Here is a 12241-nt window from a genome sequence, read left to right on the forward strand (position 1 = left end):
CGGCCGCGACTAGGCTTTCGGATGCACATAAAAAAACCCGCCGAGAGGCGGGGTTTTCGAAGCGATGAAGCTAAACGGCTTAGACCGCTTGAACTTCTTCAGCCTGCATGCCTTTCTGGCCGCGGGTAGCGACGAAAGTAACAGCCTGGCCTTCTTTCAGGCTTTTGAAGCCGTCAGATTGGATGGCTTTGAAGTGCACGAACAGGTCATCGCCCGATTGCGGGGTGATGAAGCCGTAGCCTTTCTCATCGTTGAACCACTTAACAGTACCGGATTGACGGTTGGACATGTGTCTGTCTCCTTGGACAAAGTTGATTTCGGCACAGGAAACGCCCCGGCCGGACTGAGTGCAAAGAGTAGGAAAATTCAGCGATGAGCAGATTGGTATCGTGCATCAAACTAGAGATTCTCGGTGTCACGTGCAGCACAGTGGCGACACCTTAACCCACTTTCCGCGACCTGCCAATGGTCTGAATGCGGATTGCTGTCATTCACTGCGACAGACGGCCAGCCCACATATGGCGCGGGATGCGGCGCAGAACTTTAACCCGCAGGCAAGGACCGGTAAGATGCGCGTCAGATTTTCCTTCGCACTCTCAGGACACCCCCGCCATGAGCATCAAATCGGACAAGTGGATTCGCCGCATGGCGCAGGAACACGGCATGATCGAACCGTTCGTCGAGCGCCAGATGCGCGGCGAGGCCGATAGCCGGGTCATTTCCTTCGGCGTTTCCAGCTACGGCTACGACGTGCGCTGCGCTGATGAATTCAAGGTCTTCACCAACATCAACTCGGCTACCGTCGATCCGAAGAACTTCGATGCTGGCAGCTTCGTCGACATCAAGAGCGATGTCTGCATCATCCCGCCGAACTCCTTCGCCCTGGCCCGTACTGTCGAGTATTTCCGCATTCCGCGTAACGTGCTGACCATCTGCCTGGGCAAGAGCACTTACGCCCGTTGCGGCATCATCGTCAATGTCACGCCGCTGGAGCCAGAGTGGGAAGGGCATGTGACTCTGGAATTCTCCAACACCACGACCTTGCCGGCGAAGATCTACGCCAATGAAGGCGTGGCGCAAATGCTCTTCCTCGAATCCGACGAAGAATGTGAAGTGTCTTACAAGGACCGTGGCGGCAAGTACCAGGGCCAGCGCGGTGTGACCCTGCCGCGCACCTGAGATCGGCAGCCAAGGGAATTGTTTCCCTGATCGGCACTCCAACGTATCAGTCGAGGCCGCTGCCGTTCGATCGCACTCGTTCAAACGGCAGCGGCCAGTTTCGTCAGGAGAAGCCTATGAAGCTCAATGCTGCTGTCAGTGCCAAGCTGGCTGTCCTCCAGCCCAACCACGTCGGCGTGCCCGCCTGGTCACTGCTGGCCCACCCACCTGTCCCTCCCTTGCCCCATTACCTCGGCGGCGTGCCGCACCAGCCTGGCCCCGACACGCCACAGCCGGGCGAACCGGGTGACATCCCCGATGTGCCAGGCGAACCTACCCTGCCCGATGAGCCGCCTCCCGCCCCCGTGGCCTGATTAGCGCCGACTGCCTGATTAGCCCTGCACCGTCCAGACCCGCTCGGCGCCCGCAACGAAAATACGTGCGCCGGGTTGCGGGTCGATGGTCCAGCCGCCGGTAAATTCGCCGAAGGCCGGTAGCAGGCTGACGCCAGGCTCGATCACGAAGCACGGCAGGCGCAGCCGCTGCCGGCCCCGTCCGCGCAGCACGAAGGCTGGGTGCACGTGCCCGGCCAGCACGGGCCGCTCGGCATGCGCATGCGGTTCATGCTGCAAGGCGAACGGACCGAGCATCAACGGTTCATCCACCACTTCCATATTCAACGATGCCGGCGGGTCGCCGGCGTTGTGGTCGTGGTTGCCGCGCACCAACGTCATTGCCAAGTGTGGATTGGCTTCACGCCAACCCTGAAGACGGGCCAGGGTTGCGGGCGCGCGGGCGCTGCGGGCGTGGAGGAAATCACCCAGTACGATCAACCGCTCGCAGGCATGCCGATTCACCAGCACCTGCAGCCTGTCGAGGGTCGCCTGGGTCGTGCCGCGTGGCACCGGCTGGTGCAGGGCACGGTAGCTCGCGGCCTTGCCGATATGCACATCGGCGACCAGCAGCGCGCGCTGGGCGGGCCAGTAGATGGCTTTGTCAGGCAGCAGCCAAAGCGTTTCACCGCTGTGTTCGATGGCCAGGTAGTCGGTGGCAGGGCAGGATGCGTGCGGCGGGTTGGCAGGGGGCAGGGTAGGGCTGGTCATCGGCGCTCGGCGGCTTTCTCCAGATCGGCGACCATTCGGGCGATACGGTCAGCCAGTTTTTCGCTGCTGAGGGTGTCACGCAGGCCTTCGACCAGCAAGGCAAAGGCCAGTGGCCCAGGGCGGGGCAGTTCACGCAGGTCGAGGGCCAGGCCGCCGATGCGTTGCAACTGTTCATGCAGGCGTTCGATTTCAAGCTCCTCGCGCAACACCTCGTCACGCGCCTGGCCCAGCAGCAGGTTGTCGGCATCGTGCTTGCGGAACACTTCGTAGAACAGCCCACTGGAGGCCTGAATCTGCCGCGTACTTTTCTGCGCCGCCGGGTAGCCGCCGAACACCAGGCCGGCGATCTGCGCGATCTCGCGGAAGCGGCGCAGGGCCATCTCGCCGGCATTCAGGCTCGCGGTCACGTCCTCCAGCAGATGCTCGGTCGACAGCGCTTCGGGCAGATACGCCGCCCAGTCCACCGGGCTTGGACTGAGCAACTCGAAGCCGTAGTCGCTGACGGCGATCGAGATCGACAGCGGCTGCGCGCGGCTGACGCGCCAGGCGATGAGATTGGCCAGGCCCAGATTGGCCATGCGCCCGGCGAAAGGGTAGAGGAACAGATGCCAGCCTTGCCGGGTGTGCAAGGTTTCGGCAAGCAAGGTGCCGAGCGTTGGCAGTGCCGACCAGCGCGCCTGCAGTTCGAGCAGTGGGCGCACCGCACGCAGTTCCGGGCTGGCGAAACGGCCGTGAGCGGCGCCGTCGAGCTGGGCCACCAGGGCCTGGGCCAGCTCGCTCGACAGCGGCATGCGTCCGCCGCTCCAGCGCGCCACTGCCGCCTTGCGCGCAGTGCTGCGGCGCACGTAGGCGGTCATGTTCTCGACCCGCACCAGTTCCAGCACACGGCCGCCGAACACCAGGGTGTCGCCCGGGCGCAGTCGCGAGATGAACGATTCCTCGACGCTGCCCAGGTGCTTGCCGCCGCCGCCCTTGCTCCAGTATTTGAGTTGCAGGCTGGCGTCGCTGACGATGGTGCCGATGCCCATCCGATGGCGCCGCGCCAGGCGCTCGCTGGCGACCCGCCAGACGCCATCGGCATGCCGTTCGACCCGTTGGTAGTCGGGGTAGGCGCTGAGCGAGTCACCGCCGTGGCAGACGAAGTCCAGCGCCCACTGCCACTGGCTGTCGCGCAGGTCGTGGAAGGCCCAGGTACTGCGCACCTCGGCAAGCAGTTCGTCGGCGCGAAAACCACTGCCCAAGGCCATGCTGACCAGGTGCTGAACCAGCACATCCATGCACAGCCGTGGCGACTGGCGGCCCTCGAGATGACCGGCCGCCAGCGCCTCGCGAGCGGCCGCTGCTTCCACCAGTTCAAGGCTATGGGTCGGCACCAGGGTGATGCGGGACGGCCGCCCTGGAGCGTGCCCGGAACGCCCGGCACGTTGCACCAGGCGCGCGATGCCCTTGCTCGAGCCGATCTGCAGCACCCGTTCGACCGGCAGAAAATCCACCCCCAGATCCAGGCTGGAGGTGCACACCACGGCCTTCAAGGTGCCTTCCTTGAGGCTGCGTTCGACCCAGTCGCGGGTGTCACGCGCCAATGATGCATGGTGCAGGGCAATCAGCCCGGCCCAGTCTGGCCGCGCATCGAGCAGGGCCTGATACCACAGCTCGGCCTGGGCACGGGTATTGGTGAACACCAGGCAACTGCTGCTGGCATCGATCTGCTCGCTGACCGCCTTGAGCAACTTCAGGCCCATGTGCCCGGCCCAGGGGAAGCGTTCGATGTCTGGTGGCAGCAAAGTGTCGACGTCCAGGCGTTTGTCCTGTTTGCCCTGAACCAATTGGCCGCCGTTGGGCAGCAACACCTGCAGCGCATGATCGAGATTGCCCAGCGTCGCCGACAGGCCCCACACGCGCAGTTGCGGATGCCAGCGGCGCAAGCGGGCCAGAGCCAGTTGCAGCTGCACCCCGCGTTTGTTGCCGAGCAACTCGTGCCACTCATCCACCACCACCATGCGCAGGCTGGCGAAGTCCGTTTCGGCCTGGGCACGGGTCAGCAGCAGCGTCAGGCTTTCCGGGGTGGTGATCAGCACGCTGGGCAGGCGCCGGGCCTGGCGCGCGCGTTCGGCGCTGCGGGTATCGCCGCTGCGCACGCCGACGCTCCAGTGCAGTTGCAGGTCGTCGAGCGGCGCCTGCAAGGCGCGTGCAGTGTCTGCTGCCAGCGCGCGCATGGGGGTGATCCACAGCACCTGCAACGGCGCCGCCTGGCGGGGCGTGCCAGCGGCAGTGCTGGCGAAGGCGCGCAGAGCTCCCAGCCACACCGCGTAGGTCTTGCCGGCGCCGGTACTGGCATGCAACAGGCCGGACTCACCGCGTCCCACCGCGGCCCATACGCTGCGCTGGAAGGCGAACGGCTTCCAGCCACGGGTGGCGAACCAGGAAGTGGCGAGGTCAGCGGGTGGTGGCATGCGCGGCGGCGTCCAGGCGGGCTATGTTGCTACAGACCGCGCGCTGACCCGGTTGGTTTTACCGAGCTCAGTTGCCCAGCAGATAACCGCTGCGACACACCTGCTCGCCTGCGATGTGGGCGATGACCATGCCTGCTGTGGCCATGCGCCGCACGCTGCGTGCGTACAGCAGTCCGGCATGACTGCTGTACACGCTGCTGACCTGATCGGTCAGCGGGTCGATGATCTCGGCCACCAGTGCCCCCGACTCGAGCCATTGGCCAGGCTGGGCGTGGTACACCAACAGCCCGCCGCGGGTGGCTGTCAGCGCTTGCACCGCGGCCAGTGGCGTCGCTGCACGGGGCAACGCAGGCAAGGCTGGGGCGTCACCGGCAATCACTCCGCGCAGGGTCAGGTAATCGAGAATCGCCTGGCAGTCCTGTTGCGCCAGGGCATGGCTGACATCGGCCTGACCGCGCAGCTCGAGGGTCACCGACAACGTGCCCAGGGGAATCGGAAAACGCGTGCCGAAGCGCTGTTGCAGTTGCCACCAGACCAGGCTGAAACACTCATCGAACGATTGCCCGCCCGAGTCGGTGGCAAGCAAGCTGGCCTGCGCACCCAGGTAGCGCGCCAGCGGTTCGATCTGCGGCCAGGCATCTGGGGTGGTGTAGAGGTGCTCGACGGCCTGGAAATCACAGTGCAGATCGAGCACCAGTTCAGCGTCACAGGCCAGCCGTTGCAGGGTCAGGCGCAGTGATTGCAAGGGCGTCTGCGGCTGATGATCGGCCAGCGCCTGGCACAGTTGCTGGCGTATCAGCGTCGCATTGGCCTGAGCGTCCTGGCTCAGTTGCCCCTCGATGGCATCGCCGACGCTGTCTGCCAGGTCGATGAAGCGACGATTGAAGTTCTCTCCGCTATGCAGCTCGAAGCGCCCGAACGGCGCGTCGAGCAGCACTTGTTCCAGGCCGATGGGATTGGCCACCGGCACCAGTACCACCTCGCCGCACAGGCGGCCGGCACTTTCCAGGCTTTGCAGGCGCTGCTTGAGGTGCCAGGCCACGAGCATGCCTGGCAGTTCGTCGGCATGCAGCGAGGCCTGGATGTAGGTCTTGCTGGTGCCGCGCGGGCCAAAGTGGAAGCTGTGCAGATGGCGGCTGACGCCAGGCACGGAGCAGAGCAGTTCGTGGGAAGCGTGGTGCATGGACGATCCTGGGGCGACTCGAGTGGTGGACGGGAGCGGGCGCTGAGCCGTGAATGAAAGCACAGGATGGCCGCAAGCGCTGCGCTGTTGTGCATCACCAGCAGCTCAGGCGTGGGCCTTCAGCCGAGCAGACCTTGCAGAATGGCCAGGTCGTCAGCCTGCTCGACGGTCTTGTCCTGGCGCCAGCGCAGCATACGCGGGAAGCGCACGGCGATGCCGCTCTTGTGCCGTTTGGACAGGGCGATGCCCTCGAAACCCAGTTCGAAGACCAAGGTCGGGGTGACGCTGCGCACCGGGCCGAAGGTCTCCACGGTGGTCTTGCGCACGATGGCGTCGACCTTGCGCATTTCTTCATCGCTCAGGCCCGAGTAGGCCTTGGCGAACGGCACCAGGGTGCGCTGCGCAGTACCCGGTGGGCCATCCCACACCGCGAAGGTGTAATCGCTGTACAGACTGGCGCGACGACCATGCCCGCGCTGGGCATAGATCAGCACCGCATCGACGCTGAACGGATCGACCTTCCATTTCCACCACACGCCCATGTCCTTGGTGCGCCCGACGCCGTACAGCGCCTCACGGTGCTTGAGCATCATGCCCTCGACCCCAAGGCTGCGCGAGGCTTCGCGCTGGCGTTCGAGGTCGGCCCAGTCCTGGCCGTGCAACAGCGGCGAGAGCAGCACGGGCGCCAGCGGATACTGCTCGGTGAGCTGTTCGAGCTGCCTGCGCCGTTCATGCTGCGGGCGGCTGCGCCAGTCTTCGCCCTGCCATTCGAGCAGGTCGTAGGCTTGCAGCACCACCGGCGCATCGGCCAGCAGCTTCTTGCCCAAGGTCTTGCGGCCCAATCGTTGTTGCAGCAGGGCGAAGGGTTGCACGGCCACGTCATCAGCGCCGTTTCCGGGCTTCCACACCAGAATCTCGCCGTCCAGCACCACGCCGTCCGGCAGGGTTTCGGTCAGGCTGTGCAGCTCTGGAAAGCGTTCGGTGATCAGTTCTTCGCCGCGCGACCAGATCCACAGCTGGCCATCGCGCTTGACCACCTGGGCGCGGATGCCGTCCCACTTCCACTCGATCTGCCACTGGCTGGGCGCGCCGATCAGGGTCTGAAATTCCTCACTCGGCGCTTGCAGGGCGTGGGCGAGGAAGAACGGGTAGGGCTGGCCGCCGCGCTCCTGGTGTTCCTGCTCGGACTCGGCGGCTATCAGCTTCAGGTAGCTGGCGGCGCTGGGCCGGTGGCTGAGGTCGGTATAGCCAACCAGGCGCTGCGCCACGCGTTTCGCATCGAGCTCGGCCAACTGCGCCAAGGCGCGGGTCACCAGCAGCTTCGAGACGCCCACGCGAAAGCTGCCAGTGATCAGCTTCAGGCACAGCATCAGGCTTGGGCGATCGAGCTGCGCCCACAGCTGCGGCAGGCGTTCGTGCAGGGCCTCGGGAGTCTGCCCACGTAGCGGCAACAGGTACTGCTCGACCCAGTGAGCCAGGCCTTCGTCGGTGGCATGCTCGCTTTCCGGCAGCAGCAGGGAAATGGTTTCGGCCATGTCGCCCACGGCCTGGTAGCTTTCTTCGAACAGCCATTCCGGCAGGCCCGACAACTGCGTGGCCAGCTCGCGCAGCACCCGCGTCGGCACCAGTTGCCGCGGGCGACCGCCAGCCAGAAAGTACACCGCCCAGGCGGCGTCCTGCGCTGGAGCCTGGGCGAAGTATTCGCGCAGGGCGAGCAGCTTGGCGTTGCTCGAGGTGGTGGCATCGAGGCGCAGGTACAGCTCGGCAAAGGCTTTCATGGCTGGCCCTCGGCGCTGGCGCTGTCGTCTTCATCGCCGTATTCGGTAACGAAACCGCGGGCATCCAGGCCGATCTCGCACAGGTAGCGCACCAGTACGTTGACCGAGCCGTGGGTCACCATCACCCGCTCGGCGCCGGTCTGCTCGATGGCCCACAGCAGCCCTGGCCAGTCGGCATGGTCGGAGAGCACAAAGCCGCGGTCGACGCCACGCCGCCGGCGGGTGCCGCGCAGGCGCATCCAGCCGCTGGCGAAGGCGTCACTGTAGTCACCGAAACGGCGCATCCAGCTGCTGCCGCCAGCCGAGGGCGGGGCCATGATCAGCGCCTGGCGCAACAGCGGATCGTTACGCGCGAAGTCGCCGGCGTAGTGAGTGTCGGGCAGGGCGATGCCGGCCTCGCGATAGACCCGGTTCAGCGGCTCCACGGCGCCATGCACGAGAATCGGGCCGATGCTGGGGTCCAGGCCATGGAGGATGCGCTGGGCCTTGCCGAAGGCATAGCAGAACAGCACGCTGGCTTTGCCTTGCGCAACGTTGCCGCGCCACCAGTCGTTGATCTGGGCGAAGATTTCGGCCTGGCTGGGCCAGCGGTAGATCGGCAGGCCGAAGGTCGATTCGGTGATGAAGGTGTGGCAACGCACCGGCTCGAAGGGCGCGCAGGTGCCGTCGGGTTCGACCTTGTAGTCGCCCGAGGCTACCCACACCTCGCCTTGATATTCCAGGCGCACCTGGGCCGAGCCCAGCACGTGGCCGGCCGGGTGCAGGCTGAGGGTCACACCGTGGTGCACCAGGCGTTCGCCGTAGGGCAGGGTCTGCAGGTTGATGTCCTGCCCCAGGCGGCTGCGCAACACGCCAGCGCCGGGTGCGGCGGTGAGGTAGTGGCCGTTGCCTGGGCGCGAATGGTCGCCGTGGCCGTGGGTGATGACCGCCCGTGCCACTGGGCGCCAGGGGTCGATGTAGAAAGTCCCTGGCGGGCAGTACAGGCCTTCGGGGCGAGCGATGACAAGATCCATGGCGGTGGCGCCGAGCAGGGAGTTCCTGTTGGGAGCGCCGCGCCGCGCTGGAAGTTCGACCGAATCGTCAGCTCACTTGCCCGGCACCAGCGACAGTCGCTGCTTGCCGTAGGCGCGCTCGAAGTGCTGCGGTTGCAGGGGCAGACTCATCATCTGGCCCTTGAACCAGGCGTCCAGGCCGTCGCTGAAATGCGCGCTTGCCGGGTTGCCCGACTGCCCGGAACTGGTCATCAGTTGCAGCGGCTCGACCTGGCCGAAGTCGACGATCATCCGTGCCGAGGCCGGCAGCGTGGTGTCGAACTGGCTGCCGATGGCGTAGGGGGTGAAGGCGAGGGTGCTGAAGTCGCCGGAGGCCGCCATGGCGGGCCGTTTCAATGGGTCGCCCAGGCCATGCCAGGTCGGCGCCGGCCAGTGGTACTGGTGCAGCGCACCCCACTGCCAGGCGCGGCGATCACTGCCCAGTTGCGCAGTGGCCGCCTGCATCGCGGCGGCCAGACTGCGGGCGAGGATGGTCGGTTTGTCTTCCTTCTGCGGCGTGCTGCGGTCATCCCAGAACGGGCTGTCGTCGCGGCCCAGCAGGTGGTCGATCTGCGCCGAGTACGACAGCCGCGAATTGCTGACGAACGCTTGCCAGGGGGCACCGGACTCTGGCCCGAGGTCGTCGAGGAAGGTCTGCCGCGCCACGCTCTGCAAGAACAATTCATACAACGCAGCATCGGCTGAGGCTGCGCTCAGGCGCCCGTCGAAGGCCTTGAGCCGCGCCAGTGTTTCGCGGGCGGCGCTGCGCTGGTCGGCGGGCAGGGCGTTGATCGCCTGTTGCAGCGGCTGGGCCATGCCGGGGGCTTCGAACATGCGTTTGAGCTTGTCGGCAAGCGGCGTTACCGCGTCGTTGAACAACAGGTTCAGGCTGCGCGCATCGAAGCGACCGCTGCTGGCCAGTTGGCCAAGGCGCTCGGCGCGCTCGGGGTAGTACCAGGTGCTCGACAGCTGCATGCCATAGCCTTTGGGCTGACTGCGCTGGTTGGCATGGGCGATCCAGCCGGCGGTCGGGTCCTGGTCGTAGGGGTGCAGCATCGGGTCGGCATAGCCATCCCAGTCGTAGCGCCCGTCCCAGCCAGGCGAAGGCAGCAGGCCCTGGCCTTCACGGCGATTGGGGTAGCGGCCACTGACCTGCCAGGCGATGTGCTGCGGTTCGGCGAAGACGAAGTTGAGCGCGGCGGCAGCCACTTCGCGGGTGCTGTCGAAGGCTTTTTCCACCGAGCTGGCGCGGGTCAGGTCGAACAGCGCATCGAGGCTGCGGTCGTCCTTGAGCGACGGCAGGTACAGCGCCAGGGCCAGGCCATTGCTGCCCGGCTGGCCGAGCAAGGTGCCATGGCGGGTGTCGTACAGCACCTCGCGCACTGGGCGCTCGCCTTTGACGAAGAAGGTCTCGTTGCGCGCGCGTGCCGGCAGCCACTTGCCGTCGGCCAGGTAGGTCAGCTGATTGCCCTGGCGGCGCACCTGTTCGAGGAACAGGTCCTGGTTGTCGGCCATCACCGCGCTGCTGCTCCAGGCCAGCTTGCCGTTGTACCCGGCCAGCAACAACGGCAGGCCCGGCAGCGACAGCCCGGCCACCTGGTACTTGCTGGTGTGCACCTGCACCGGGCTCAAGGCCCAGGCCGCGCGGCTGTCGCTGGCCAACAGGCTCTTGCCACTGCGGCTGCGCTGCGGCGCGATGGCCAGGTTGGCCGAGCCCGGGCTGCCGAGCAGATCGAGGTCGGCCAGCTTCTGCGCGGCCGCCGCCAGCGCGGTGAAGCCCGGCAACTGGTCGTCCAGGTTGAGGCCCTTGAGTTTCCCCGCTTCCGCCTCGGCCAGGGGCTCATCGGCGGCCACCGGCAGCAACCAGGGCAGCTTGTCGCTGCCCACCTGGCGGGCCAGGGTCAGCGCCGAGAGTTCTTCCTGCAGGTTCACCGACTGGCTGAAGGCATACAGGCTGAAGATCAGCGCCGAATCCTCGGGCTTCCAGTACTCGACCTGCTGATTACCCTGGGCCAGCCCGCCCGGCAGGCTGTTGCGATAACGGAACAGATAGGCGTTGACGCCGCGGGCGTAGACCTCGAAGAAACGCTGCACGCGCGGCGAGGCCGCGGCGTACAGCTGACCGGCGCTTTGTCTGAGGTTGACCGCACGCATCAGTCGGTCGATGTCCAGCGCCTCGGCGCCGGCCAGCTCGGTCATGCGCCCTTGCGCGAGCAGGCGCATGGCGAGCATCTGCTCGATGCGGTCGACGCTGTGCACATAGCCCAGGCTGAACAGCGCGTCATGGAAGTTGGCGCTTTCGATCAGCGGCGCGCCCATGCCGTTGCGCCGCACCGAAGCGCCTTGCGCCAGGCCCTTGAGCGCTTGCACACCGACGCTGGGCGGCACGCTGTCGGGTTGCACGCCGATCTGGCAGCCGCCCAGACCGAGCAGGCCAAGCAACGTGGCAGCGGCGGTAAGACGTGGGCGAAAGGACGCGAAGGCGGCGGCGGCCATGGCAAGGGCTCCTGCAGGGCGAGGGGGCAATTGGGAAAGGCGCTACGTTAGTGACGGCGCAGGCGCGGCGCAAGCCGCGCCGTAGGCTTTTTTACCGCGCACAGCCGCCCAGTGCGGCACGCGTTGCGGCCCGGCCGACGACTGCCATGGCAGTCTGGCGTAAAGCCATCAATGCTGTTGTCGAACCTGCATATCCGATTCACACCGCCTGCCGCGACCCGCTCACCGAGGTAACCGTCATGACCCGCCCGACCGAAGCCCAACCCGCCACGCGCCCTGTCGGCTGCCGACGCTGCGCCGACCAGGCGCCGCTGCCGTTCGACTTCAGCATGGCCTTCCAGCCGATCGTCGCGCCGGGGCGCCAGCAGGTATTCGCCTACGAGGCACTGGTGCGCGGCACCGACGGCAGTGGCGCCTACAGCGTGTTGAGCAAGGTCACCGAGGACAACCGCTACACCTTCGATCAGACCTGCCGCATCAAGGCCGTCGAACTGGCCGCGCAACTGAACCTGCAGGGCTACCTGAGCATCAACTTCCTGCCCAACGCGGTGTATCAGCCGGCAGCCTGCATTCGCGCGACCCTCGACGCCGCGCAACGGGTGGGCTTTCCCACCAACCGGATCATCTTCGAAGTCACCGAGAACGAAAGCCTCACCGACCGTACTCACCTGAAGAACATCCTTATCGAGTACCAGCGGCAAGGCTTCAAGACCGCCATCGATGATTTCGGCGCCGGTTATTCGGGGTTGGGACTGCTGGCCGAGTTTCAGCCCGACATCATCAAGCTGGACATGGAACTGATTCGCGGGATCGATCACGACACCGCGCGACTGGCCATCGTCGAGGGCATCGTCGGCATCTGCAAGAAACTGGGGATTCGAATCATTGCCGAGGGGGTGGAGCAGGTGGCCGAGTACCGGGCGCTCAAGGCGCTGGGCATCGACCTGTTTCAGGGCTACCTGTTCGCCCGGCCGGTGTATCAGGCACTGCCTCAAGCGCAGTGGCCGCTCGACTGACTCTCGCCGAGGGCCGCTGCGCT

The 12241-nt window shown here is 66.0% G+C and carries 10 protein-coding genes; 3 read left to right on the forward strand and 7 right to left on the reverse strand.

Features of this window, described 5'->3' with window-relative positions; all coding sequences use genetic code 11:
* Positions 1-79: 79 nt before the first annotated feature.
* Entirely contained in the window at positions 80-289 is a 210-nt protein-coding gene (locus H618_RS0112270) for a cold-shock protein (RefSeq protein WP_028695357.1), read from the reverse strand.
* A gap of 323 nt (positions 290-612) precedes the next feature.
* Here H618_RS0112270 and dcd point away from each other — a divergent pair, with 323 nt between their 5' ends.
* Entirely contained in the window at positions 613-1179 is a 567-nt protein-coding gene (gene dcd, locus H618_RS0112275) for a dCTP deaminase (protein WP_028695358.1), read from the forward strand.
* Positions 1180-1295: 116 nt separating this feature from the next.
* Positions 1296-1532, forward strand: a complete 237-nt coding sequence (locus H618_RS0112280) for a hypothetical protein (protein WP_028695359.1) — start codon at positions 1296-1298, stop codon at positions 1530-1532.
* Positions 1533-1550: 18 nt separating this feature from the next.
* On the opposite strand, the gene pdeM is transcribed toward H618_RS0112280, so the two are convergent.
* The 6 genes from pdeM to H618_RS0112310 form a co-directional block, all read right to left on the reverse strand.
* Complete coding sequence (pdeM, locus tag H618_RS0112285) at positions 1551-2261, reverse strand: ligase-associated DNA damage response endonuclease PdeM (RefSeq protein WP_050577301.1); 711 nt, start codon at positions 2259-2261, stop codon at positions 1551-1553.
* Positions 2258-4714 (reverse strand): ligase-associated DNA damage response DEXH box helicase, encoded by a 2457-nt coding sequence (locus H618_RS0112290; RefSeq protein ID WP_028695361.1) that lies wholly within the window; start codon positions 4712-4714, stop codon positions 2258-2260. Before H618_RS0112290 ends, pdeM begins: the two co-directional genes overlap by 4 nt.
* A gap of 67 nt (positions 4715-4781) precedes the next feature.
* Entirely contained in the window at positions 4782-5897 is a 1116-nt protein-coding gene (locus tag H618_RS0112295) for a succinylglutamate desuccinylase/aspartoacylase family protein (RefSeq protein WP_028695362.1), read from the reverse strand.
* Positions 5898-6016: 119 nt separating this feature from the next.
* Positions 6017-7675 (reverse strand): ATP-dependent DNA ligase, encoded by a 1659-nt coding sequence (locus tag H618_RS0112300; RefSeq protein WP_028695363.1) that lies wholly within the window; start codon positions 7673-7675, stop codon positions 6017-6019.
* On the reverse strand, positions 7672-8688 hold the full coding sequence (locus H618_RS0112305; protein ID WP_028695364.1) for a ligase-associated DNA damage response exonuclease: 1017 nt from the start codon (positions 8686-8688) through the stop codon (positions 7672-7674). Before H618_RS0112305 ends, H618_RS0112300 begins: the two co-directional genes overlap by 4 nt.
* A gap of 72 nt (positions 8689-8760) precedes the next feature.
* Complete coding sequence (locus H618_RS0112310) at positions 8761-11202, reverse strand: penicillin acylase family protein (protein WP_028695365.1); 2442 nt, start codon at positions 11200-11202, stop codon at positions 8761-8763.
* A 239-nt stretch (positions 11203-11441) separates the two neighbouring features.
* Between H618_RS0112310 and H618_RS0112315 the strand changes: the two genes are divergently transcribed.
* A complete protein-coding gene (locus H618_RS0112315) occupies positions 11442-12218 on the forward strand; it encodes an EAL domain-containing protein (RefSeq protein WP_028695366.1) in 777 nt (258 codons plus the stop codon).
* The last annotated feature ends 23 nt before the right edge of the window (positions 12219-12241 follow it).

Origin of the sequence: Pseudomonas cremoricolorata DSM 17059 = NBRC 16634, assembly GCF_000425745.1 — a bacterium.
Taxonomy (GTDB): domain Bacteria; phylum Pseudomonadota; class Gammaproteobacteria; order Pseudomonadales; family Pseudomonadaceae; genus Aquipseudomonas; species Aquipseudomonas cremoricolorata.